Source organism: Jongsikchunia kroppenstedtii DSM 45133 (genome assembly GCF_000380485.1).
Lineage (GTDB): Bacteria > Actinomycetota > Actinomycetes > Mycobacteriales > Mycobacteriaceae > Jongsikchunia > Jongsikchunia kroppenstedtii.
On the sequence record NZ_AQYG01000051.1, the window covers coordinates 140,678 to 163,149 of the forward strand.

Consider the following 22,472-nt stretch of genomic DNA (forward strand, 5'->3'; position numbering starts at 1 on the left):
ACGGTCGTCGGTGGAAATCAGACACCCCTTGTGCCTACGGTCGAATGACGCGGAACGCAGCTCATACGAAACTGATTGGTACAATGGTGATCTACTTTGAACGACGACAGCACGCCCGTGCAGGGCGACATAGCTCTGACTCATCCCACCGCCGCCGACGGCGCTGATCTCTACCGAATCGCTCGCGATTCACAGACCCTTGATCTCAACTCGTCGTACTCATACGTGTTGTGGTGCAACGATTTCGGCGAGAGCTCCGTGGTCGCCAGGTCCGGCGGCGAGGTGGTCGGCTTCATCACCGGCTACCGGCGGCCGACCCAGACCCTGATGATCTGGCAGGTCGCCGTGGACGCCCGTTTCCGGCGGCGCGGCTTGGGACTGACTATGCTCGAATGGCTCGCCGACGCGGCCGCGCGATACGAACCGCGTGAGCTGATCGTCGAAACCACTGTGGCGCCGGACAATGCCGCCTCGCGCGCGATGTTCGCCAAGTTCGCCGAACGGCGCGCCATGGACCTGGAAGAACTACCCGGGTTCGGTGCGGAACTGTTCCCGGATGACCACGAGCCCGAACCGCTGCTCCGCATGACACCCGTCGCGAGGCCATTGACTGCGACGGATTCCGAGACCATCGATTCCACGACAACTACAACAGTCCAAGGGACACAACATGTCTGATAGTGCTCTGATCACACCGACCCTGCCCGACGTCATCGAGCGTCGCGAATCCCGGGTCCGCAGCTATTGCCGGAACTGGCCGACGACCTTCGTCTCGGCGTCGGGATCGTGGATGGTCGACAACCGCGCCGACCGCTACCTCGACTTCTTCTCCGGAGCCGGCGCACTCAACTACGGGCATAACAACCCGCTGCTCAAGGCCGAGCTGGTGGACTACCTCGTGTCCGACGGCGTACTGCACGGGCTCGATATGGCGACGGCGGCCAAGGCCGAGTTCCTCGAAGAATTCGAGAACACGATCCTGACCCCGCGCGGACTGGACTACAAGATTCAGTTCCCGGGCCCGACCGGCACCAATGCGGTCGAGGCGGCGCTCAAGCTGGCCCGCAACATAACCGGCCGCGAAGCGATCATAAGCTTCACCAACGCCTTCCACGGTATGACGCTGGGCTCGCTCGCCGTGACGGGCAACTCGATGAAGCGTGCCGGCGCCGGCGTCCCGCTGGTGCACTCGACGCCGATGCCCTACGACGGCTACTTCGACGGCGCCACCGAGGACTTCCACTGGATGGAGAAGGCGCTCGACGACGAGGGCGGCGGCCTCAACCGGCCCGCCGCGGTGATCGTCGAGACCGTGCAGGGCGAGGGCGGCGTGAATGTCGCACGCGCCGAGTGGCTTCGGTCCCTGCAGAAGCTGTGCCGCGACCGTGAGATCCTGCTCATCGTCGACGACGTGCAGATGGGCTGCGGCCGGACCGGATCGTTCTTCTCCTTCGAGGAGGCTGGAATCGAGCCGGATATCGTCACGCTGTCCAAGTCGATCAGCGGCTACGGCCTGCCCATGGCGCTCACCCTCATCCGCCCGCATCTGGACCTGTGGTCGCCCGGCGAGCACAACGGCACCTTCCGCGGCAACAACGCCGCCTTCGTCACCGCCCGCGCCGCGCTCGAACACTTCTGGCGCACCGACGAATTCAGCACCGCCGTGCAGCGCAAGGGTGCGCTGCTGCACAGTCTGCTCAGCGAACTCGCGCACACCGACGACAAGATCTCCGTCCGCGGACGCGGCATGGTGCAGGGCATCGTCTTCGAAGAACCCGGTCGCGCCAAGGAGGTCTGCCGGCATGCGTTCGCCCGCGGCGTCCTCGCCGAGACGTCGGGCCCCAAGGACGAAGTGGTCAAACTGCTTCCGGCCCTGACCATGTCCGACGAACAGCTGCACATGGGTGTCTCGATCATCGCCTCCGCGATGACCGAGACCGCCAAGACGGGAGAGGTGACCGCCCAGTGATCGTCCGCACCACCGCCGAAATCACCGGTACCGAACGCGATGTCGCCGCCGAGGACTGGCGCAGCAAGCGCATCGTCCTCGCCGACGACGGCGTCGGCTTCTCGTTCCACGAGACCACGATCGCGCCCAACACCGTGCACGAGTTCCATTATCGCAACCACATCGAGGCGGTGTGGCTCGTCGAGGGCACCGGCACACTGACCGATCTCGACAACGGCCAGACCTACGATCTCGCACCGGGATCGATGTATCTGTTGAACGGCCATGAACGCCATCAGGTCGCTACCACCACCAAGATGCGCATGCTGTGTGTCTTCAACCCGCCGGTCACCGGCCGGGAAGTACACGACGAGACGGGCGCCTACGCCGCACCCGCGGACACGTGAATCGCACAAAACTCCATCGCGCCATCGCCGCCTCGGCGATGGGCAACGCCACGGAGTGGTATGACTACGGCGTCTACGCGGCCACCACCACGTACCTGACCCACGCCTTCTTCCCCACACTCGGAACCGCTTTCACAATGCTCGGGTACGCTATCTCGTTCGTGCTCCGGCCGTTGGGCGGGTTCGTCTGGGGACCGCTCGGCGATCGGATCGGTCGGCGGCCCGTCATGGCGATCACCATTGTGCTGATGGCCCTGTCCACCACCCTCATTGGCGTGCTACCGACCTGGGCGGTGGTGGGCGCGGCCGCCCCACTGCTGCTGATGCTGCTGCGCGTCATCCAGGGGTTCTCGACCGGCGGCGAATACGGCGGCGCCGCAACGTTCATGGCCGAATACGCGCCGGACGGCAAGCGCGGGCGATACGGATCGTTCCTAGAGTTCGGCACCCTCACCGGCTTCGTCGGCGGGTCGGGGTTCGTCCTTATCCTGGACGCGACCCTGTCAGCCGACCAGATGCAGGATTGGGGTTGGCGCATCCCCTTCTTGATCGCACTACCGATGGGCCTGATCGGCTGGTACCTGCGCACCAAACTGGACGACCCGCCCCTGTTCGAGACCACCAAGGAGCACGGCGCCGTTGCCGGCTCCGCCTGGCACCGTCTGGTCGAGCTATTCGTGAACTACCGGCGCCCGATCATCGTGATGGGCATGCTGGTGATCGCCCTCAACGTCGCCAACTACACACTGCTGACTTATCAGCCGACGTATCTGAAGCAGACCATCGGCATGACCGAGACCCAGGGGCAGGTGGTGATCATCATCGGCGAAGTGCTGATGATGGCCTGCATCCCCTTCTGCGGCGCGCTTTCCGACCGGATCGGCCGCAAACCGATGTGGTGGTTCAGCCTCGTCGGCCTACTGGTCTTCGCGCTGCCGATGTATTGGCTGATGGGGCAGGGACTAGGCTGGGCGATAGTCGGTTTCGTCGTCCTCGGCCTGCTCTACATCCCGCAGCTGTCGACGATCTCGGCGACCTTCCCGGCGATGTTCCCCACGCAGGTCCGCTACACCGGCTTCGCCATCTCCTACAACGTCTCGACGGCCGCATTCGGCGGCACCGCTCCTCTGATCAACGAGCGCATGGTGGATGTCAGCGGATGGAACCTGTTCCCCGCGGCATACATGATGGCCGCCTGCGTGATCGGCTTGTGCGCGATGCCGTTCCTGATCGAGACCGCGGGGGCATCCATCCGCGGTACCGAGATCCCCGCCGCCGACACCGAACCTGAACTGGCCGAACGCGGCGGATGAGTGGGCTAGGGTCGGCAGCATGAGCATTGGCCCGATCGATATCGCCGAGGACTGCATCTTCTGCGCGATCGGTTCCGGCTCCGCGCCCGCCACCAGGGTCGCCGAGGACGATCTGACGTTGACGTTCATGGATATTCATCCGGCGACGCCGGGGCACATGCTGGTCATCCCGAAGCGGCACAGCGACGATCTGCTCGGCACCGCGCCCGACGACCTGGCCGCCATGGCACTCAGCGCGCAGCGGGCCGTCGGCGCCGCCAAGACCGCGCTCGGCGCCGACGGCGTCAACCTGCTCAACTGCACCGGCCCCGTGGCCTGGCAGTCGGTGTTCCACGTCCACCTGCACGTCATCCCCCGCTACCGCGATCGCGGCAAGGACCGGCTCGTGCTGCCGTGGCAGCCGAACGTTCCGGGTCATCCGGAAACGCTTGCGGCGCTGGGCAGCCGGCTGCGAGACGGGCTCAGCTAGGGCACAGATCCAGGGGCTCAGGTCTAGGGGTGCGGACCTGGGCTAGATCGCCCGGCGGATAGCCCCGTCGCGACGCAGGTCCGCGATCGACTTGTATCCGTCGATCGCCATCAGCAGATCGGCCTCGGCAAGCATCGACCGAATATGGTGCACCAGAGCGTCTTCGCCGCCGACCGCCAAGGCGTATGCGTACGTGCGCCCCAGCCCGACCGCGGTCGCGCCGAGGGCCAGCGCCTTGATGACATCCGAACCACTGCGGACCCCGGAGTCGAAGAGCACCGGCTTGTCGCCGGCCGCGGCCACCACGTCCGGCAGCAGCTCCAGCGCGGACAGCCCGCCATTGGCCTGGCGCCCACCGTGATTGCTGCAGTAGATGCCATCCACGCCGAGATCCAGGGCGCGCCGCGCGTCGTCGGGATGGCAGATGCCCTTGGGGACGATCGGCATGTCGGTGACGCTGCGCAGCCATTCGAGGTCGTCCCAGGTGACCGACTTGCCGAAGATCAGCGCCCACATCAGCGCCGCCGCCTGCGGATCCTCGGCCGGCGGCTTCGCCAGTTTGTTCAGGAAGTTCTCGTCGGTCAGGTAGTTGGAGATGCACATGCCGCGCAGCTGCGGGAAGTTCGAGGTGTTCAGGTCGCGCGGCCGCCAGCCCGGGGTCCACGTGTCGAGGGTGACGACGATGCCCTTGTAGCCTGCCTTCTCGGCCCGCCGCACGAAGCTCAGTGCCAGCTCCCGGTCCTTGGGCATGTACAGCTGGAACAACCCCGGAGTCTGCTGATGGATCGCCCCGGTGTCCTCCACCGGGTCCATCGACAGCGTCGACTGCACGGCCGCCACCCCGGTAGCCTCCGCCGCGCGGGCAACCGCCAGATCGCCGTGGAAGTCCTGCGAACAGATGCCGATCACCCCGATCGGCGCCAGGAACAGGGGGTTCGGCAGCGTCATGCCGAACATCTCCACCGACAGGTCGCGTTCCTCGGCGCCAACGCACATCCGCGGCACGATCCCCCACTTGGTGAACGCGGAGACGTTGACCCGCTGGGTGTGCTCGTCCCCGCAACCACCCGCCACATACGACCAGATCCACGGCGGGAGCACCTGTTCGGCCTTGCGCTCCAACGATTCGGCGTCGACCGGGTAGCGGGGCACCTCGCCGCGCAGACCGGCGAGATAGATCTCGAGTTGGAAGTTCCCGTACGGCATCGTCATGCAGTCACCCTAGCGAGGCGCGGCGATCATCCGGTGCAATACGTGGCCTCGGCGGCGGCCACCATCTGCGGCGCGGCGGCCTTCGCCGCTGCGGCACCGAGAGTCGGCGTCAGAACGCCCGCCGTGTATGAGATGGCCGACTGGGGCGGGATATTCGATGCCCGCAGCTCGCAGATCGACGCGCCCACCGAGAGCGCGGTTTCCGAATCGATGTGCACGCCCGCCCGATTCAGTGCGGCGAGGTAGCGGTTCGCCTTCGCGGGCGCCGGTGACGTCGGCATCGACGACATCTCCGACGGCGGAATCTGCGCCGGCGCGCTGGGCAGCTGCTGCGACGGGGGCATCGCCGACGTGGGCGCCACCGGCGACGTCGTGGCGGGGGGCGTCGACGATGTTGCGGCGCCGATCGAGGGCGTCGACGAGACCGGTTGGCCCGCCGAGTGATTGGCACCGCACGCCGCGACAGCGAGTACGACCAGTACTGCCGCTGCCGCCGCGAGGGCCCGGAGACGCGGTGCGAATCGCACTAGGCGAAGAATCCCTGGCTTTTCGCGGTCCACACGGCGTTCTGCCAATACGGCCAGTCATGCAGACCGGAGATCGGGAAGTCGGTGGTGACCGGCACCCCCAGGAGGAACGCCCCGGTCTGGAAGAGATGGGTCTGCGCCGATGCCAACAGCTCCAGCGGTGCGCCCTCGAGGAGCAGCGCCGGGTTCTGCAGCAACGCCTGCGGGGTGGCCGTGAAACCCGGAATGCCGCTGCCGGTGTAGATGAACAGCTTCGTCGACCGCAGCTGGTTGAGCTGCCACAGGGGATCGTTCTGGAACCATCGGATGCTCCACGGCGGACCCCACATGCAATCCACGTTCATGGCGGGTGTGCCGCCATCGAGCGCCGGCTCGACCATCGCGGCGCGAATCGCGGTACGCATCAGCGGCGCCGTCAGGTTCAGCAGTCCCGACATCGATCCGGCGCTGCCGTAGTTCTGCGGCTCGGTCGCGGCGAAGATCAATGCGGAGCTACCGCTCATGGACACGCCCATGATCGCGTACTTGCCGGAGGGCCCGCGCAGGCCACGCTGATCCATCGCCGACACCAGGCTCTTGCCGATCACGCAGCCCCATTTGTACGTGTACGTCTGGTGACTGAAGTTGTCCGGAGCGTTCCAGTCGGTATAGAAGCTCTCGTAGCCGCCGACAGGTTCGACCACGTTCACGCCGCGATCCGCGAGGTCCGCGACGTTGGTGTTGTGCTCCCAGCCGCTCATGTCATCGGTGGCCCGCAACCCGTCCAGCAATACAACGGTTTTCGCGTTTCCGGGTCGGGTCCACGCGCGCACCTTGACCGTCCCCGGCGGGCCGCCCGGCGACTGGCTCGGCATTCCGCACGAGTTGATCCACCACGTCTGCGCGACCGGGGCGGCGGTCGCCACGCCACCGCCGAATGCCATCCCCGCTACGCCCACCAGCATCACGACTGCCATCAGCCGCGCAGTCCACGCACTTCCGTTACCCACCCGCACCCCTTCACGCACGACGCACCGCAAATGCGCCACGAATACCGAGATGGACTGTAACCCAATCAAATCCGGCCACCTGCGACAATTCCGACAAAGGCCCCGGGCCCATTTCCGGCGGCGACCGCACGACCCGTGCAGACGCGGGAGGAATCGCACAAAACCGCCCCTCTTTGTGACTCATATCACCGATGTCACGTTTCCCGTGGCCACGGTGTCTTATGTGCAGCCCCACACGAACGGCGGGGATCGAGCAACCGAGGGAGACGACATGACCAGCGACCGAGACAGCACGAGCCGAGTCATCGTGGTGGGCGGCGGATATGCCGGCGTTATGGCGGCCAACCGCCTCACCCAGCGCGATGATGTCACGGTGACCCTGATCAATCCCCGGGCGCAGTTCGTCGAGCGGATCCGGCTGCACCAGCTGGCCGCCCAGACGCATCCCGCGGTGCATGACATGCGCGAGGTGCTCGCGCCCGATGTCGAACTGGTCGTCGGCTCCGTCGAGCTCATCGATACCGCCTCGCGGACGGTCGCGGTCGGCGGCGACATCCTCGACTACGACTATCTGGTCTATGCCGTCGGCAGCCACAGCTCCGATGTCGACGTCCCAGGAGTCCGCGAGCACGCATACCCGGTCTCGACGCTCGAACAGGCGCAGCGACTGCGCGCCGCGCTCGCGGACACCCCCGAGTCGGCGCCCGTGACGGTCGTCGGCGCCGGCCCGACCGGCATCGAGACCGCCGCCGAACTGGCCGACGCCGGGCGCGCGGTGACCCTGGTCTGCGGCCGGGTACTGGGGCCGTACCTGCATCCGCGGATCCGTCGAGGAATCGCAAAACGACTGCGCCGCATGGGCGTCACCATCGTCGACGGTGCGGGGGCCACCGTGACCGCGGTCGCCGCCGACTCGGTCGACCTGGCCGACGGAAATCAGATCACCAGCGCGCTGACGATCTGGGCAGCCGGCTTCGCGGTTCCCGAGCTGGCACTGCGCAGCGGACTGAGCACCGACGAGGCCGGACGACTCCTCACCGACGAGACGCTGACCAGCGTCGATGACGATCACATCGTCGCGGCCGGCGACTGCGCGGCACCGTCGGCGCTGCCGTACCGGATGAGCTGCCAGGCGGCCAATCAGCTCGGCCCGCAGGCCGCCGACACCGTGCTGCGGCGGATCGACGGCGAGGAGCCCGGCCCGGCCCTGGTCGGTTTCGCCGGTCAATGCATCAGCCTCGGTCGCCGGTACGGCACCTTCCAGTTCTCGCGCCGCAACGATGTCGCCGTGCCGCTGCACGTCGGCGGCCGGGTCGGTGCGAGGCTGAAGGAGCTGGTCTGCAAGAGCACGGTCGATGGGCTGCGGCACGAGGCCGATAAGCCCGGCCGGCGCCTGGTACGGATGCGCGATCCGCACCGCGACGCCGCTCTGGCGGAGCGGAACTCGGCGTCCACGCTGCAGGCGGCGCGATGACCTCGACCGAAATCTTTGTCTCCCACCGCAATCTACTGTTCACGGTCGCCTACGAGATGCTCGGCTCCGCGGCCGACGCCGAGGACGTGCTGCAGGAGAGCTGGCTGCGGTGGAACAAAGTCGATCTGGACCAGGTGGATGACCACCGCGCCTACCTGGTCCGGATCGTCACCAGGCAGGCGCTCAATCGGCTGCGAACCCTCAAGCAGCGCAAGGAATCTTATGTCGGGCAGTGGCTGCCCGAGCCGCTGCTGACCGCACCCGATGTGGCCGACGACGTCGCCCTGGCCGACAGCGTGTCGATGGCGCTGATGGTGGTGCTCGAGACGCTCTCCCCCACGGAGAGAGCGGTATTCGTGCTTCGCGAGGCGTTCGGTCTCGGGTATGACGAGATCGCCCGGTCGGTCGAGAAATCACCGGCGGCGGTGCGGCAGATCGCCCATCGGGCGCGAGCGCATGTCGATGCCCGGCGACCGCGCGCGACCGTGTCGGCATCCGAGGCACGGGCGGCGCTGGATTCGTTTCAGACCGCCATCGAATCGGCGGATCTGCAGGGGCTGCTCGATGTGCTGTCCCCCGGTGTCACCATCGTCGGCGACGGCGGCGGCGTCAAGCAGGCGGCTCCGCGGCCGATCGTGGGCGTCGACAAGGTGACGCGATTCTTCCTCGGCGGCCTGGCCCGGTTCGATGTCACGCTGACGACCGAACCCATTGTGATCAACGGCAATCCGGCGCTCTCCTGCTACGTCGACGGCGAGTTCGACGGCGTCCTCGCGGCCCGCGTGGAGGACGGACTGATCACCGAGCTGTACTACGTCCGCAATCCGCACAAGCTGACGCGGATCGATTCGGCGATCGAGCTCACCCTGCGCTGATCGTCAATGCGCCGTCGCGTAGGTCGCCGCGTCGGTCCGGAATTCCGGCTTCCCATACTCGGCCAGCCGACGCCGGATCAGGCCGACGAGATAGCGGTCGATAACCGGCCGCAACCGCGGAAACCGCAGCGCGAACCGGACGGCGAAGAAGCGACCCGAGATGAACGGAATGGTGATCGCGATCCGCGCGAAGTCTGTGGCCGTGATGTCGACTCCCATGCGGGCCGCCGCCCTCCGGTCGCCGTGGCAGAACGCCTGCGTGAAAGCCATCTTGCTGTAGCTCTTTTCGACGGCATCGGCGGCGCGATCGAAACGGGTCCTGTCCGACCGCAGGTAGGCCGCCATCGTCGAGCGAACCAACGCACCGCAGGTCTCGTCGTCGAATCCATCGCGCAGCAACGCCGCTCGTGCATGCAGCATGTCGACGATCTCCTGCGGCTCCCGCGGCACCAACTCCTCGGGCAGCCCCAACAGGAAGCACCGGTAACGCGAGAACTCGATCACCGCCCGCTCGGTGTCGTCGAATTCGGTTCGGCCGGAATGCAGTACCCGCTGGGCGAGCAGATAGGAGCCGATCAGGCCGGCCAGCATCTGGTCGACCTGCGGCACCGGCATGCCATAGACGTCCGCGTCCCAGCGATCGGACCGCTTGAGCGCGTTGTAGCGCACCATCGAATGCATCAACCGCACCATGGCGGCCGCCTCGAATCCCGGGCCGTGACGGTCCATCGCGCCCGGCAAGGTGGTCAGCGCGAAGAAGTTCGACGTCTCGTTGACTCGCCGGGACGCCCGCTTGCCGGACAGCGCGCCGGTGAGCGCCATCGGCAGCGCCGCATAGGTATTCGTGAACGTGGCGATGAAGGCGCCGCGAGTGACGAACGGCGAGACCAGGGCCGTCGGCATCCGGGACTCGCGCGCCCCCTGCTCGACCAGCCTCATGTCGATCCAGTCGGGCGTGGCCTCCATCGACTCGATGAACGCGACGAGTTCGGGCGGGACGTCGGCCACCGCGTCCACGCCCTCGCGACAGGCGGTGCTCAGCATCGCGATGAGGTCGGTGACGCTGCGGGTGGCGGTCAACGCCGCATACGGATCCGCCGCCACATCGCCGAGCATCGTCGCGGTGCGGATCAATTCCACGCGCTGCGGATCAGCAAGGCTCGGCCCGCGTGCAGTCACCCACTCGGGCAGTGACGACTTCACGGCCGGATCCTCGGTGTGCCGGTACGGCGGCGTATCGAAGTCCAGATCGCCGTACACATCCGGGAGCAGCGCACGCTGGCTGCGAACACGGTCGGCGAGTTCTGGGTAATACGTGGTCACGAGGCCCCCTCCGATTAACTAACACAATGTGAGTAATACTCACAGACTGTGAGTTAGACTGTCAACCGTGACTTCCGAGAGCCCTCGCCGACGCATGTCCGCCGGGGCCCGGCGTGAACAGATCCTCGACGTCACACACAGGATCGTCGATGCCGAGGGCTTCCACGCGGCGACCGTCGCTCGGATCGCCGAGGACGCCGGCATCAACCGTTCGCTGATCTATCAGCAGTTCGGCGATCTGCCCGGACTGTTCGTCGCACTGATCGACCGCGAATTCGCCAGGGCGGGAGCTCAATTCCTGGCGGCAACCGCCCAGACCGATGCCGCCGACGCCACGCCGCCGCTGATCCGCACCTTCATGGCGATGCTGGACGCGGTCGATGCCGACCCGGCGACCTGGCGACTGGTGGTGCTGCCGCCCGAGGGTACGCCGCCCGCCCTGCATGAGCGGCTGGCCACCGCGCAGCAGTTCGTTCTCACCTACATCGAGCAGCGCCTGGTTTCGGCGATTCCGGGACTGCGCGACCCGGAGCTCACGGCCCACCTCTTCCACGCCGCCGGACGGCAGTTGTTGGCGTTGCGGCTGAAAGATCCCACCTTCGCCACTCCGGAACGCTTGCGCGCGTTGATGAATGACCTCAACGACAACATTCGGACTGCCGTCAGCACCTGACGCGTGCGGCGCAGCCGACCCCAACATGACAGAGGACCCCGACATGACAGGGGCGGCGATCGCGCATATGCGACCGCCGCCCCTGTGCACGCCGACTAGTTGCCCGTCAGCTTGTCCTTCACCGTGTCGACGCCTTCTTTGACCTTGTCGGCAGCGTCGGCCACCTTCTGCTTCACGTCGGCCTCGGCCTGGTCGCCCTTGCCTTCATTCTTCAGATCGTCGTCACCGGTGACCGCACCTGCAGCCTCCTTGGCACGGCCCGCCAGATCTTCGGCCTTGTTCTGCGCGTCGTCGGAAATCGCCATTGGTACTCCCCTTCATATTCGCGCCACGCGGCCGCGCGGCTGTCCCTGCGGCACATGGGATATGGCCGCAGATCTTTCGTCATCAGACCCGTTTCTCAAGTCACGATGGACGCCTTGGTTCGCCCAGATTCTTCGCATATCGAGTGGTGCGTGTGCCGCCTGCGATCGCAGGCGATGGCGCAGGCGGCACACCGGCAGAACACCGCAGGGTGTTTCACCAACGTTTACGAGAAGCAATGCTCAAATCTATGTGGTCGGCGACAGATTTACTTTCTACCGAGAGATAGTATTTTTGTCAACCTGAACGCAGCATAGATCGCGGCTTCGGCCATCCCACGCTTGCGGCGCAATGGAATTGGCGATCCTCAGGAACCGTGCTCGTCAGTTGAGCGAGAGTTCGTGAGGGTCAGCGCTCCGCCCCCGGCGATCAGCCCGACAATCACCGCGAGCACGGCATAGGTGATTCGCTCGCCGTGGAAGAACGAATCCACCAGGCCGCTGCTCCAGGTACCTGTGGGAAGTTGGGCGGTGACCAGCGCCGCGATCAGGGTGCCGACGACAGCCGTACCGAAGCTGGTGCCGACCTCTTGCGCGGTGTCGTTCAGAGCCGCACCGATCGACGTGCGGTTGGCCGGCATCGCATCGACCAGGGCAACAGCGCAGATGGTCATGACGGTGCGCAGTCCGATCGTCATCACGACCATCGACACCGCGATGACCGCGTAGCCGTGCGAGACGCCCCACGAGAGACCTGCCAGCGAACCCGCCAGACAGGCGGCACCGATCAAGCAGGCGACGCGGTGACCGAACCGGCTCGCGAGCCATTCCGAGAGCGGGGTGGCGACCAGCATCGTCACGATGATCGGGAGGTTGGCCAGGCCCGCCTTCACCGGACTCCAGCCGTACGCGTACTGGAAGTGCAGGATCAGGCCGAACATCACGCTGGCCATCGCGATCGAAGTCCCGGCCTGCGCGATCGCCGCACCACGGACCGCGCCGTTGGAGAACAGCCGCAGATCCAGCATGGGCGCCGCGCTCCGGCGCTCGTGCCACACGAACGCGGCACCCGCGACGATCGCACCGATGATGGAGGCGACGGTGACCCCCGAGAGCCAGCCGTGGTCGACTCCGCTGGTCAAGGACCAGCAGGCGAGTCCGATCGTGGCGATGCTGAGCGCGGCCCCCGGCAGGTCCAGACGATCCTTGGTGAGCCCATCGGGCCGGTCGGCGGGAACTCCGAACCGGACACCGATGCAGGCGATCAGCGCGATGGGCGCGTTGACCACCAGCAACCACTCCCACCGGACATGGGCCAGCGCGGTGCCACCCAGCACCGGACCGAGCACGAAGCCGGCCATACCGACGACGATCATCACGGTCATGGCACGCATCCGCAGTGTCTTGTCGTCGAAGAGCCTGAAGACCAGCGAATTCGTGATCGGCGCCATCGCCGCGGCCGCGATGCCGAGCGCCGCCCGCAGCGCGATGAGCTCGCCAGTCGAGGTGACCGCCAGGACGAGCAGACTCAACGAGCCGAACGCGGCGAGCCCCATCAGGAGCACCCGGCGTCGGCCGAACCGGTCGGCCACTGATCCGGCGGTCAGCAGCAGCCCGCCGAACGTCAAGGAATACGCACCGGTGACCCACTGCAACGAGGTGGTGCCGCCGCCGAGGTCACGGCCGATCGTCGGCAGGGCGATCGACAACAACGTGTTGTCGACCATCTCGACGAAGAACGCCAGACACAGCGCCGCCAGCGGGATCCATGCCGCGGCGAGCGACGTGTAGGTGCGCGACGACGGGGCGGTCGCGGTGGTGGTCGTGGTCATATGTGTCGGTCTTCTGGGGGCGGGTTCGCTATCTGAACGGCGTGCACATGACGCTAGGCAGCGGCGCTTTCAGCCCCCTTTCGTCCGCTGTCACCGAGCGGTCACCGCGAATCCGGCCTACCCTCACCACGGTGACCGATGTTGCGCAAACGGCAAGCGAGGGCAGCCGAAAAGTATCGGCGGACCTGCGCCTTTCGGTGCTGGAACCGACCGCACTCGAATTTCAGATCGCCGTCGCCAGCGTTCGGGGCCTGACGGTAGACGAGACAGTGGAATTCACCGTCGACGGCGAACCTGTGCGGGCTCGCGAGCTGATCGGCCCGAACAATGGACGGATTCATTGTTTCGATGCGCCGCGCGGCTCGGTGCGGGCGGCGTACCGAGCGAGTGTGACCGGCACCGCAATTCCGAGCCCTCTCAACGAATTCGAGACGTCGCTCTATCTTCGGCCGTCGCGCTACGCAGAGACCGACAAGCTATTCGGCTTCGCCGCGCGGGAGTTCGGGACGCCCGACAACCGTGGCGAATTGGTTCGGCGCGTCGTGGAATACGTGGCCGATCTGCTCGACTATGTCCCGGGTTCGAGCGACCCGATCGATGGTGCCGTCGACACGCTGCTGTCGGGAACAGGCGTTTGTCGCGACTACGCCCATCTGGTGATCGCGCTGCTACGGGCATTGAATGTTCCGGCCCGGCTGGTCGCCGTCTACGCCCCGGGCTGCGATCCGATGGACTTCCATGCGATCGCCGAGGCACTGGTCGACGGCCGTTGGCAGGCGGTCGATGCGACCCGACTGGCTCCGCGTCAGGCGATGCTCCGCATCAGCACAGGGCGCGACTCCTCGGACACCGCCTTCCTCGACAACCACGGCGGCGCGATCTCTCTCGACCACATCGAGGTCAGCGCGATCGTCGAGGGCGATCTGCCCGTCGACGATCCGGCGCAACCGGTTGTCCTCGGTTGACCGCCGAAATCGACGGGACGGCCAGGAATTCGACTCGGAACGAATATGATTGATCGAGAGTCCGTTCGTTCGTCCGACCCCAGACGCGGGAGGTACCGATGACAAGCCCTCAGCCGCAGGACGGTCAGCCGCAGCCGGAGATTCCCGCCGGCAACGCCGCGAATCGTCCTGCCCCACAACCGATACGCGCCGTGCGGCACACTCGGATCAACGCGGCATGGGTGGCCTGGATCTGCGGCACGATCCTGCTGATCCTCCTGCTGGTGTTCATCGTGCAGAACCTCGATCGCCAGACCGTCCACTTGTTCTTCTGGACAGTGCATCTGCCGCTGGGAGTGAGCCTGCTCATTGCCGCGATCACCGGAGTGGTCGTCACGGTGGTGATCGGCGGGGCTCGGATATACCAACTGCGGCGCGCCACCAAAAAGGCGCTCGCCCAGGGGAGTCCTCCCCCGCCGCCGGATCCCGCCGGGCCCGGTACCGCGCTGGAATAGGGCCTGGAGCTCGACTAGCGCGGTCCAGCTCAGCTCCACTCACCGGTCGACGTGCAGCAGGTACTCGAGATGGATGGGGTGCGGCCCCAACGCGGTCCGCGTGCGCGCGGTCACGCCGCGCAGCAATTCATCGAGATCGCTCGGCGCGATCAGCGCATCGATCGACGCCGTGATCCGCAGCACCTCACGGCGCCCGTCATTCAAGGCGCGCCCGGTCGCCTGCCGGACACGCCGATCAGCCGCCAGCTCACTGGCCGCCGCCTGAGCAATTTTATTGATGTTCAAGGTTATTCGCCCGGAGCCGGTGGACGGCACCGTGAGATCGCCGATTCTGTTGGGACGCAGCAAAGCCACCAGCGCGGCGATCCCCGCGGCTGCAGCGACGACCGCGAGCCCCGCCAGCGACCACGTCCACCACGATGCCTGCGGGGCACGGGTGAACCAGGCTTGATCCACGTGATCGATCCGGTCGCGCACCCACGCGACATGCCAATGCCAGCAGAGGGTTCCGCCGCCAACGACAAGAAGTGCCAGCGCCATCAGTCCGCACAATATCCGGGCCGTCGCCGCCGCCGAAGTACGCATGGCCATCACCCCGCTTGAGAAAGGCCGGTCTTGACAACGAGATTCGGCGTCTTGGCGAGCACCGCCAGGTCCTGCGACAGCCGACGACGAAGCTCACTGCCGACGTCATCGGCATCGCGGTCCGCCGACAGCTGGATACGGGCCGTGATCGTGCGAGAACCCGCGGTTACGCGCGCCGCGTCGACCCCGTCGATATCGCGAGCCACGGCGGCGGCGTGCACCGCAAGGTCCTGGGGGCGCAGATATGCCGACGACCAGGATGTTCTTTCGCCCGTCGACAGGTGCGTGCGCCGTCGTGGCGCGACTGCAAGCCAGCCCAAAACGGCACCAATCACAACCGCGGCAATCGCCGTCGGCAGCATCCACGCGTGCCACGTGAGGTCGCCGATCCACCGCGCTGCCGTGGCCGACCACTGATCGCCGGCGGCCCATCCCCAGTCGATCACCAGATCGTGGATCGCAATCGCGGCCAACGCCAACAACCCGATCGCGATGACAGCGGCCGGCAACGCCGCGCCGGGGGCGGCTCGGACACCGCGCGCCCTTCGCGCCCGCCCCGAGGTCTCGTCCGACGATGGTGCCTCGACCGCATCGGCGTCCTCGTCCGTGTCGACCCGACGGGGAGTGACGGGGAGAACTTCACTGACGATGACGTCCACGCGTTTCGGGCTGGTCCCGATCACCCGTGCGAACTCCGCCGCCACATGTGCCTGCACGTCCTGTGCGGTATCGAACGCCGCTGCAGGCCAACGGATTGCGATATCAGCGAGTACCTCCGGGCGGCGCTCGCTCATATCCACCTCGGTGCGGGGCCGGCCATTGCCGACGATCGCGCCGAGTGTTCCCCGATGCTGCTCGACCCCGGCGACCTTCAACGCCGCGATGCGCGCCACGTGCCGGCCGACGCGATCGCTGAGCACCAGCTGCCCGCCGGGATCGCGAGCATCACGCCGCCCGTCAACCACGGCCGCGCCTACGGAAGAACGCCGACAGATCGATCAAGCCGTCTCGTTGCGCGCCGATCGCCAGCCCGATCGCGCCGAGGACAACCGCCAGCAAGAAGCCGCCGAATCCGCCCGTCGTCGCCGCGATCGCCAGCAGCAGACCAACTACCAGGCCGATGGTCGCATTGCTATTCATGCGTCTCTCCCGTTCTCGCCGGCGGATCCTCCTGGATCGTCAGGTCCTCGATCACCACGTCGACCGGAAGATCCACGATCGCCGATGCGGTGCGCCGAATCCGGTCTGCCATGTCCAGCACCGATTCACCCGCCGAAGCGGGTCCATCGATATCCGGATCGGTGTGCATCTGTACCGAGATGTGCACCTCGCATCGGTCCGCCGTCAGCCGGACACCGGCAACCCGACGCCCTGGCAGATAGGTGCCGATCTCGCCGAACTGTCCGCCGTGCAGCCCGGCCACGCCGGGCACCGCGGCGACCGCGGCCGCAATCCGCTCGGCGACAGCGTCGTTCGTCGTCTCCGTCGAGCCTTCGTCGGTCATCGGGAACTCGTTTCAATGCGAAGGGATGTCGTTACTCAACTCGCGACGAGTCCGGTGTGGTGGGGTCGTCATCGTCCTGAAGGTAGACGTCGTGAACGGTGATGTTGACCTCCGTCACTTCCAGCCCGGTCATCTGCTCGATGGCCCCGCCGACATTGCGACGGATGGCCTCTGCAAGGTCGTGGATGGCGACCCCGTAGTCGGCGACGATGTCGAGATCGACGGCGGCCTGCCGCTCTCCCACTTCGACCGCCACGCCCTGCGACAGGCTGGGGGAACTGCCGGGGAGCACCTCGCGCACCTTGCCCACCACCCGTTCTGCGCCGCCGCCCAAGTCGTGCACCCCGCCGATCTCTCGGGCGGCGATTCCCGCGATCTTCTCGACGACGGCGTCCGCGATGGTGGTTCGTCCGCCGTTGCCGTCTGACGAATCTTGCTTCGTCTCTTCGGCTTTCGCGGACCTGGACGTGGTCTTGCCGGTCGAACTCTCTGCCATGGTGTTCCTTCCCGCACAGACCTCGTGCCGATGTATCTGACGCTCGCGACCAACGCTACTGCTTTTCGAATGATAGAAATTCTATGTTGGTTACGATAGATTTGTGTTTACCGGCCAAATGGCCACGCTGTCAACCGGGGAGGGGCCGGCCAACGCACCGCGCATTCGATGACATTCGATGAGAGGAGCAGGATGCCAGCACCCCACGTGCCCTCACGCAGAGGCGTCTACAGCATTTCCGTGGCGTCGGAACTCTCCGGCGTCGGGCTGCAGACGCTCCGTCTCTATGAACGACGACGCCTCATCCAACCGACCCGCACATCCGGCGGCACCCGTCGCTACAGCGACGACGACCTCCAGCGAATCCACCGGATCACCGAGCTCGTCGACGCCGGGGTGAATCTGCCTGGCGTAGAACGGATTCTTCCGCTGGAAGACGAGTGCAGCAGCCTCCGGGCGAGCCGTACTCCCAACACAACAGAAAGGACCTACGACGCATGATCCGCCGAATCGCACGACCGCTACTCGCATCAGTCTTCATCCACTCGGGGTATCGAGCCCTGGTCAACCCGGCGCCGACCGCGCGCGCCGCGGAACCCCTGCTCTCTACGGCCGACCCCGTGGTGGAGGCGGTCGCCGACAGTGTTCCCGGCGTCTCTCCCGAGCAGGTCGACGCCCGCACACTGGCCCGGCTGTACGGCGGCGTGCAACTCGGGGCCGCGCTGCTCCTCGCCACCGGCCGGGTTCCCCGCACGACATCACTGATCCTCGCCGGTTCGATGATTCCTGCCGCCATCACGCATGCGTTCTGGCTGGAGAGCGACCCCCAGCGTCGGCAGCAGCAGACCACGCAGTTCCTCAAAGACCTATCACTGACCGGCGGCCTGATCATCGCCGGGTTCGACACCGAAGGACAGCCGGGCACCGTATGGCGAGCGAAACGGGCCGCGCGACGACTGCAGAGCGCGGTCCCGCTCGCCGGCGGCGATCGTGGCACCGAGCCGCTTGCGGACCGCGCCGCCGCGGCCAAGGACTTCGCCAGCCACACCGCAGACGTCATCGCCGACAACGCTGCCGCGGCGGGCAATTGGATCTCGCACGCGGTCGACCAGGCGACACCGGTGGTGACTCAGTCCGCGGCGCAGGCAGCGGAGAAGTCGGCCGCCGTCGGCTCCCGCGTGGCACGCACGATTTCCGATGCGCGACAACATGTTCCGCCGCAGATTGCGGCAGCTCTCGACAACACCACACGTATCGGCCGATGATAGGAACAGAACCGGAAGGATGACCATGCTCACCGCTAGCGCGACCCTCGTGTCACACGGACCCATCCCGACCCCGACACCCGACCCGGTGCCGCCGGGGCCGAACGAGCCCAACCCGCCGGCACCCGAGCCGGGACCGGCGCCGACCCCAACGCCGACGCCCGACCCGTTGCCACCTGTGCCCGGGCCCGGCGTGCCGAATCCAGCCGAACCCGATGCACCCCCACCGCTCTACCGCTCTCCCGTCGACTCAGCGAGCCCAACCGAACACGACGGCAAGGAGGAACGATGACACCAAACTTCACCACGCGAGACTCCGGAGCGCCGGCCGGCAGCGACGAACACTCACTCACGGTTGGCGCCGGCGGGCCGATCGTTCTGCACGACCATTACCTGATCGAGCAGATGGCCCAGTTCAACCGCGAACGAATCCCCGAACGGCAGCCGCATGCCAAGGGCAGCGGGGCGTTCGGCACGTTCGAGACCACCGGCGATGTCAGTGGCTTCACGAGCGCCGCACTGTTTCAGCCGGGCGTCAAGACAGAGATGGCGGCCCGCTTCTCCACCGTTGCAGGCGAGCGCGGCAGCCCGGACACCTGGCGGGATCCTCGCGGTTTCGCGCTCAAGTTCTACACCGACGACGGCATCTACGACATGGTCGGCAACAACACCCCGGTGTTCTTCATCAAGGATCCGATGAAGTTCCAGCACTTCATCAGGTCCCAGAAGCGTCGTGCGGACAACAACCTGCGTGACCACGACATGCAGTGGGACTTCTGGACCCTGTCCCCGGAGTCGGCCCACCAGGTCACCTGGCTGATGGGCGACCGCGGAATCCCGCGGACGTGGCGGCATATGAACGGCTACAGCTCGCACACGTATCTCTGGGAGAACGCTCACGGCGTCAAGCACTGGGTGAAGTATCACTTCATCAGCGACCAGGGCATCGAGTTCTTCACCCAGGACGAGGCCGATCAGATGGCAGCGAAGGACTCCGACTTCCACATGCGGGACCTGTTCGAGTCGATCGCCGATGGCAACCATCCCAGCTGGACTCTGAAGGTGCAGCTGATGCCGTTCGACGACGCGGCCGCGTATCGCTTCAATCCGTTCGACCTGACCAAGGTGTGGCCACATGCCGACTACCCGCTGACCGAGGTCGGGCGCATGACACTGCACACCAACCCGACCGACAATCACAGCCAGATCGAACAACTCGCTTTCGAGCCCAACAACGTCGTGCCCGGTATCGGATTCAGCCCGGACCGAATGCTCCTCGGGCGGGTGTTCGCCTATGCCGATGCGCATCGAGCCCGGCTGGGCACCAACTACAAGCAGATTCCGGTCAACACTCCCCGCAATGAGGTACGCAGCTATTCGAAGGACGGCGCCATGCGTATCCACCCGGTCAGCGACCCGGTGTACGCGCCCAACTCCAAGGGCGGCCCGGCCGCCGATACATCGCGGCCGGAACCGCAGTGGGATGCCGATGGCCCGATCGTGCGATCCGCATATGTCGATCACCCGGAGGACGACGACTGGGGTCAGCCCGGGACGCTGGTGCGCGAGGTACTCGACGACGCGGCGCGGGAGCGCTTGGTCGACAACGTCGTGGGCCATCTACTCGACGGCGTCACCGACCCGGTGCTGGAACGCGCATTCGAGTACTGGAAGAACATCGATCCCGACGTGGGCGCCCGCATCGAGTCCGGGGTGATCGCGCAGAAGTCCGACTAGCCACCGACCCGGCTGACAGCCCGTATGAAGTGCTAGCGTTCTTGGCGATCCGCACAGCGAGGCGGCACTCCCAGAACAACCGAGGACACCGCCGGTGCCGAACGAAACAAGCGACCTCGGTCCGCTTTTGGAAACGATGTCCGATCTCGCGCGGGGGGTCGCCGAGACTCCCGGGGTGGAGACAACGCTCGCCGGCGTGACGGCAGCGTGCCTCGAGCTGGTCCCCGGGACCTCCGATGCCGCGATTCTGATCGTCAACGGCCCCGAGAACTACGGCTCGATGGCGCCGACGTCCGAGCGCGCCCGCAACCTGGACGGCCTTCAGCACAAGTACCACCAGGGTCCGTGCTGGGACGCCGCGACCAGTGATCTCGCGGTGCGCTCGGACGATCTCGAGAAGGAGACCCGCTGGCCGGCCTTCGCTCCCGCGGCCGTGGCGCTCGGCGCGCACAGCATGCTGTCCTTCCGGCTGTTCACGCATGATGACCGCATGGCGGCGCTCAACCTGTTCTCGGACACCGCCGGCGCCTTCACGGACGAATCGGACACGGTCGGCGGGATGCTGGCCACCCACGCGGCCATCGCGCTGATCTCCAACGATCGGCACCTGCAGTTCCGGTCGGCGCTGGCCAGTCGCGACATCATCGGGCAGGCCAAGGGCATGATCATGGAGCGATTCGACGTCGATGCCGTCCGCGCGTTCGAACTGCTCAGCCGCTTGTCCAGCGACAGCAATACCCGCCTGGCCGACGTCGCCGAGCAGATCGTGTCGAAGGGGTCGGCGCGCCGGTCGTCCTAGCCGGTTTGTTCCCGCAGCTGCTCGCGCAGCATCGCGCACTCGTCCTCGAGAGCGAGAATCCGCCGAACCCCCTCCAGGTTGACGCCAGCGTTGACCAACTCGGTGATTCGCCGAATGCGATCGATGTCGTCGTCGCTGTAGCGACGAGTGCCACCTGCGGTGCGTTCCGGCTGGATCAGATCACGGCGTTCGTACAACCGGAGGGTCTGCAGACCTACTTCGGACAGCTCCGACGCAACAGAGATGCTGTACACGCCACGGCTGCCGCGTGCGCGTCGGTCCATCCGTCATCCTCCTCAGAGCTCTCCGCGAACCTCCGCTGGAGGCAGTAGGTCCACGACGGCTGCATCATACGCGTCGATCAACCAGGTGCCGGACTGGTCTGCGACCATGTGCGGCGGCCCGTCGTCGGCGACCGGGTCGAACACCCGCACCCGCCAGGGTTCGGCAGCGTCGGCGTCGGCAAGCCCGGTCACCGCGTCGGTGTTGGTTGCTGTGAGATAGCGGCCGAACTCGAAGTCGACGCGCAGAGCGTACTGGCCGTTCGCATTGGTGACGCGGGCGGTACGCCCGGTCGCCACTGCCAATGCCTGCAGCGCATCGACGTATCGCTCAGTGAACTCCGGTCTACGTGGCACGGTCGTCTCGATTCTGTCAGTACATACCCGGCAGGAGGCGGCCGTTTTCTCAACCGATCGCCCAGCCTACCCGTGCATTGCCCGGGGCCGGTGGGGCGTCAGCGCAGCAGGAGTCGCCAGTGCCGCCGGTAGGACAGGTCGATCACCGTCGCAGGCGCCACCTCGATAGCGAAATACCTTGCGGGGTCATCGAATGCGGCGGCCACGATCCCTTGCGCCGCGGGCCCGGTGACCACGGCGGTGACGGTCTCGTCCTCGTGCAGCCGGGCCCGCAGCCAGCGCCCCAGGCGCTCGACGAGGGCGACCACCGATTCTCCGCCATGACCATCGAACGTCGGGTCGGCGAAGAATCGCCGCAGGTCGGCCGGCTCGATATGGTCCGGCGTCGCCGTCCGCCAATGACCGAGGTCCGGCCCGGCCAGCTCCCGCGTCACCGTCGCGCCGAGGCCGGCGATCTCGGCGGTCTGTTGCACCGAGAGTTCCGGCCCACACATTGCGCGTCCCAGCCCGCGGCCCGCGAGCCGCGCCGCGTCCGCCCGGCCATGCATGTCGAGCGGGCTGTCGGCAGCGTCGAACGAGAGGAGGGAGTTCGGCGCCGTGCGGGCCGCCGTGATCAGTCGTAGCCGCATGACCTCCATTGTCCGA

The 22,472-nt window shown here is 66.5% G+C and carries 28 protein-coding genes; 14 read left to right on the forward strand and 14 right to left on the reverse strand.

Annotated features, from left to right (window positions below; translation table 11 throughout):
• Nucleotides 1–129 precede the first annotated feature (129 nt).
• Genes ectA through G341_RS0118650 form a run of 5 tightly spaced genes read left to right on the forward strand, consistent with a single transcriptional unit; the run spans nt 130 to nt 4,137 of the window.
• Entirely contained in the window at nt 130–678 is a 549-nt protein-coding gene (gene ectA / locus G341_RS22555; RefSeq protein ID WP_425402080.1) for a diaminobutyrate acetyltransferase, read from the forward strand.
• A complete protein-coding gene (gene ectB / locus G341_RS0118635; protein ID WP_018180690.1) occupies nt 671–1,969 on the forward strand; it encodes a diaminobutyrate--2-oxoglutarate transaminase in 1,299 nt (432 codons plus the stop codon). The genes ectA and ectB overlap by 8 nt, the downstream gene beginning before the upstream one ends.
• On the forward strand, nt 1,966–2,355 hold the full coding sequence (locus G341_RS0118640; protein WP_018180691.1) for an ectoine synthase: 390 nt from the start codon (nt 1,966–1,968) through the stop codon (nt 2,353–2,355). The genes ectB and G341_RS0118640 overlap by 4 nt, the downstream gene beginning before the upstream one ends.
• 38 nt (nt 2,356–2,393) lie before the next feature.
• On the forward strand, nt 2,394–3,668 hold the full coding sequence (locus tag G341_RS22560; RefSeq protein ID WP_051092888.1) for an MFS transporter: 1,275 nt from the start codon (nt 2,394–2,396) through the stop codon (nt 3,666–3,668).
• Nucleotides 3,669–3,687: 19 nt separating this feature from the next.
• Nucleotides 3,688–4,137, forward strand: coding sequence for an HIT family protein (locus G341_RS0118650; protein WP_018180693.1), 450 nt, complete (start codon nt 3,688–3,690; stop codon nt 4,135–4,137).
• 42 nt (nt 4,138–4,179) lie between these two features.
• Here G341_RS0118650 and G341_RS0118655 read toward each other — a convergent pair whose 3' ends face one another.
• The 3 genes from G341_RS0118655 to G341_RS0118670 are packed head-to-tail and all read right to left on the reverse strand — an operon-like array spanning nt 4,180 to nt 6,832.
• Complete coding sequence (locus G341_RS0118655; RefSeq protein WP_026303874.1) at nt 4,180–5,343, reverse strand: alpha-hydroxy-acid oxidizing protein; 1,164 nt, start codon at nt 5,341–5,343, stop codon at nt 4,180–4,182.
• A gap of 32 nt (nt 5,344–5,375) precedes the next feature.
• Nucleotides 5,376–5,876 (reverse strand): DUF732 domain-containing protein, encoded by a 501-nt coding sequence (locus G341_RS0118660; RefSeq protein ID WP_155827067.1) that lies wholly within the window; start codon nt 5,874–5,876, stop codon nt 5,376–5,378.
• On the reverse strand, nt 5,876–6,832 hold the full coding sequence (locus tag G341_RS0118670) for an alpha/beta hydrolase (protein ID WP_018180697.1): 957 nt from the start codon (nt 6,830–6,832) through the stop codon (nt 5,876–5,878). The genes G341_RS0118660 and G341_RS0118670 overlap by 1 nt, the downstream gene beginning before the upstream one ends.
• Nucleotides 6,833–7,136: 304 nt before the next feature.
• Between G341_RS0118670 and G341_RS0118675 the strand changes: the two genes are divergently transcribed.
• A complete protein-coding gene (locus G341_RS0118675) occupies nt 7,137–8,339 on the forward strand; it encodes an NAD(P)/FAD-dependent oxidoreductase (protein ID WP_018180698.1) in 1,203 nt (400 codons plus the stop codon).
• Entirely contained in the window at nt 8,336–9,214 is an 879-nt protein-coding gene (locus tag G341_RS0118680; RefSeq protein WP_018180699.1) for an RNA polymerase sigma-70 factor, read from the forward strand. The genes G341_RS0118675 and G341_RS0118680 overlap by 4 nt, the downstream gene beginning before the upstream one ends.
• 3 nt (nt 9,215–9,217) lie before the next feature.
• Here G341_RS0118680 and G341_RS0118685 read toward each other — a convergent pair whose 3' ends face one another.
• Nucleotides 9,218–10,537 (reverse strand): oxygenase MpaB family protein, encoded by a 1,320-nt coding sequence (locus G341_RS0118685; protein WP_018180700.1) that lies wholly within the window; start codon nt 10,535–10,537, stop codon nt 9,218–9,220.
• 94 nt (nt 10,538–10,631) lie between these two features.
• On the opposite strand from G341_RS0118685, the gene G341_RS0118690 reads away from it, so the two are divergent.
• Complete coding sequence (locus tag G341_RS0118690) at nt 10,632–11,210, forward strand: TetR/AcrR family transcriptional regulator (RefSeq protein WP_018180701.1); 579 nt, start codon at nt 10,632–10,634, stop codon at nt 11,208–11,210.
• A gap of 95 nt (nt 11,211–11,305) precedes the next feature.
• Here the strand turns inward: G341_RS0118690 and G341_RS0118695 are convergent, their stop codons facing one another.
• Entirely contained in the window at nt 11,306–11,515 is a 210-nt protein-coding gene (locus tag G341_RS0118695; protein ID WP_018180702.1) for a CsbD family protein, read from the reverse strand.
• A 365-nt stretch (nt 11,516–11,880) separates the two neighbouring features.
• Nucleotides 11,881–13,344 (reverse strand): MFS transporter, encoded by a 1,464-nt coding sequence (locus G341_RS0118700; protein WP_018180703.1) that lies wholly within the window; start codon nt 13,342–13,344, stop codon nt 11,881–11,883.
• A 197-nt stretch (nt 13,345–13,541) separates the two neighbouring features.
• On the opposite strand from G341_RS0118700, the gene G341_RS0118705 reads away from it, so the two are divergent.
• Both G341_RS0118705 and G341_RS22565 read left to right on the forward strand, forming a co-directional pair.
• Nucleotides 13,542–14,309: a transglutaminase-like domain-containing protein gene (locus tag G341_RS0118705; protein WP_018180704.1), complete on the forward strand. Its 768-nt coding sequence runs from the start codon at nt 13,542–13,544 to the stop codon at nt 14,307–14,309.
• 98 nt (nt 14,310–14,407) lie between these two features.
• A complete protein-coding gene (locus G341_RS22565; protein ID WP_081622612.1) occupies nt 14,408–14,803 on the forward strand; it encodes a lipopolysaccharide assembly protein LapA domain-containing protein in 396 nt (131 codons plus the stop codon).
• 39 nt (nt 14,804–14,842) lie between these two features.
• On the opposite strand, the gene G341_RS0118715 is transcribed toward G341_RS22565, so the two are convergent.
• Genes G341_RS0118715 through G341_RS0118735 form a run of 5 tightly spaced genes read right to left on the reverse strand, consistent with a single transcriptional unit; the run spans nt 14,843 to nt 17,388 of the window.
• Nucleotides 14,843–15,343, reverse strand: coding sequence for a hypothetical protein (locus G341_RS0118715; RefSeq protein ID WP_155827068.1), 501 nt, complete (start codon nt 15,341–15,343; stop codon nt 14,843–14,845).
• Nucleotides 15,344–15,393: 50 nt separating this feature from the next.
• Nucleotides 15,394–16,353: a DUF6286 domain-containing protein gene (locus G341_RS23210; RefSeq protein ID WP_018180707.1), complete on the reverse strand. Its 960-nt coding sequence runs from the start codon at nt 16,351–16,353 to the stop codon at nt 15,394–15,396.
• On the reverse strand, nt 16,346–16,528 hold the full coding sequence (locus G341_RS0118725) for a DUF2273 domain-containing protein (RefSeq protein ID WP_018180708.1): 183 nt from the start codon (nt 16,526–16,528) through the stop codon (nt 16,346–16,348). Before G341_RS0118725 ends, G341_RS23210 begins: the two co-directional genes overlap by 8 nt.
• Entirely contained in the window at nt 16,521–16,892 is a 372-nt protein-coding gene (locus G341_RS0118730; protein ID WP_018180709.1) for a hypothetical protein, read from the reverse strand. The genes G341_RS0118725 and G341_RS0118730 overlap by 8 nt, the downstream gene beginning before the upstream one ends.
• 31 nt (nt 16,893–16,923) lie before the next feature.
• Entirely contained in the window at nt 16,924–17,388 is a 465-nt protein-coding gene (locus G341_RS0118735; RefSeq protein WP_018180710.1) for an Asp23/Gls24 family envelope stress response protein, read from the reverse strand.
• Between the two features lie 192 nt (nt 17,389–17,580).
• Between G341_RS0118735 and G341_RS22575 the strand changes: the two genes are divergently transcribed.
• The 4 genes from G341_RS22575 (at nt 17,581) to G341_RS0118755 (ending at nt 21,189) form a co-directional block, all read left to right on the forward strand.
• Nucleotides 17,581–17,889 (forward strand): MerR family transcriptional regulator, encoded by a 309-nt coding sequence (locus G341_RS22575; RefSeq protein WP_043452007.1) that lies wholly within the window; start codon nt 17,581–17,583, stop codon nt 17,887–17,889.
• On the forward strand, nt 17,886–18,653 hold the full coding sequence (locus G341_RS23215; protein WP_018180712.1) for a DoxX family protein: 768 nt from the start codon (nt 17,886–17,888) through the stop codon (nt 18,651–18,653). The genes G341_RS22575 and G341_RS23215 overlap by 4 nt, the downstream gene beginning before the upstream one ends.
• A 288-nt stretch (nt 18,654–18,941) precedes the next feature.
• Nucleotides 18,942–20,390: a catalase gene (locus G341_RS0118750; protein ID WP_018180713.1), complete on the forward strand. Its 1,449-nt coding sequence runs from the start codon at nt 18,942–18,944 to the stop codon at nt 20,388–20,390.
• Nucleotides 20,391–20,484: 94 nt separating this feature from the next.
• The gene (locus G341_RS0118755) at nt 20,485–21,189 is read left to right on the forward strand and encodes a GAF and ANTAR domain-containing protein (RefSeq protein ID WP_245557055.1); all 705 of its coding nucleotides are present in this window, start codon (nt 20,485–20,487) and stop codon (nt 21,187–21,189) included.
• Here G341_RS0118755 and G341_RS0118760 read toward each other — a convergent pair.
• From G341_RS0118760 to G341_RS0118770, 3 genes are all read right to left on the reverse strand, one after another.
• The gene (locus G341_RS0118760) at nt 21,186–21,473 is read right to left on the reverse strand and encodes a MerR family transcriptional regulator (protein ID WP_026303877.1); all 288 of its coding nucleotides are present in this window, start codon (nt 21,471–21,473) and stop codon (nt 21,186–21,188) included. The two genes, G341_RS0118755 and G341_RS0118760, sit on opposite strands and share 4 nt — an antisense overlap.
• 12 nt (nt 21,474–21,485) lie before the next feature.
• Nucleotides 21,486–21,827 (reverse strand): hypothetical protein, encoded by a 342-nt coding sequence (locus tag G341_RS22585; protein WP_155827069.1) that lies wholly within the window; start codon nt 21,825–21,827, stop codon nt 21,486–21,488.
• A gap of 98 nt (nt 21,828–21,925) precedes the next feature.
• Complete coding sequence (locus G341_RS0118770) at nt 21,926–22,456, reverse strand: histidine phosphatase family protein (protein WP_043452098.1); 531 nt, start codon at nt 22,454–22,456, stop codon at nt 21,926–21,928.
• Between the last annotated feature and the right edge of the window lie 16 nt (nt 22,457–22,472).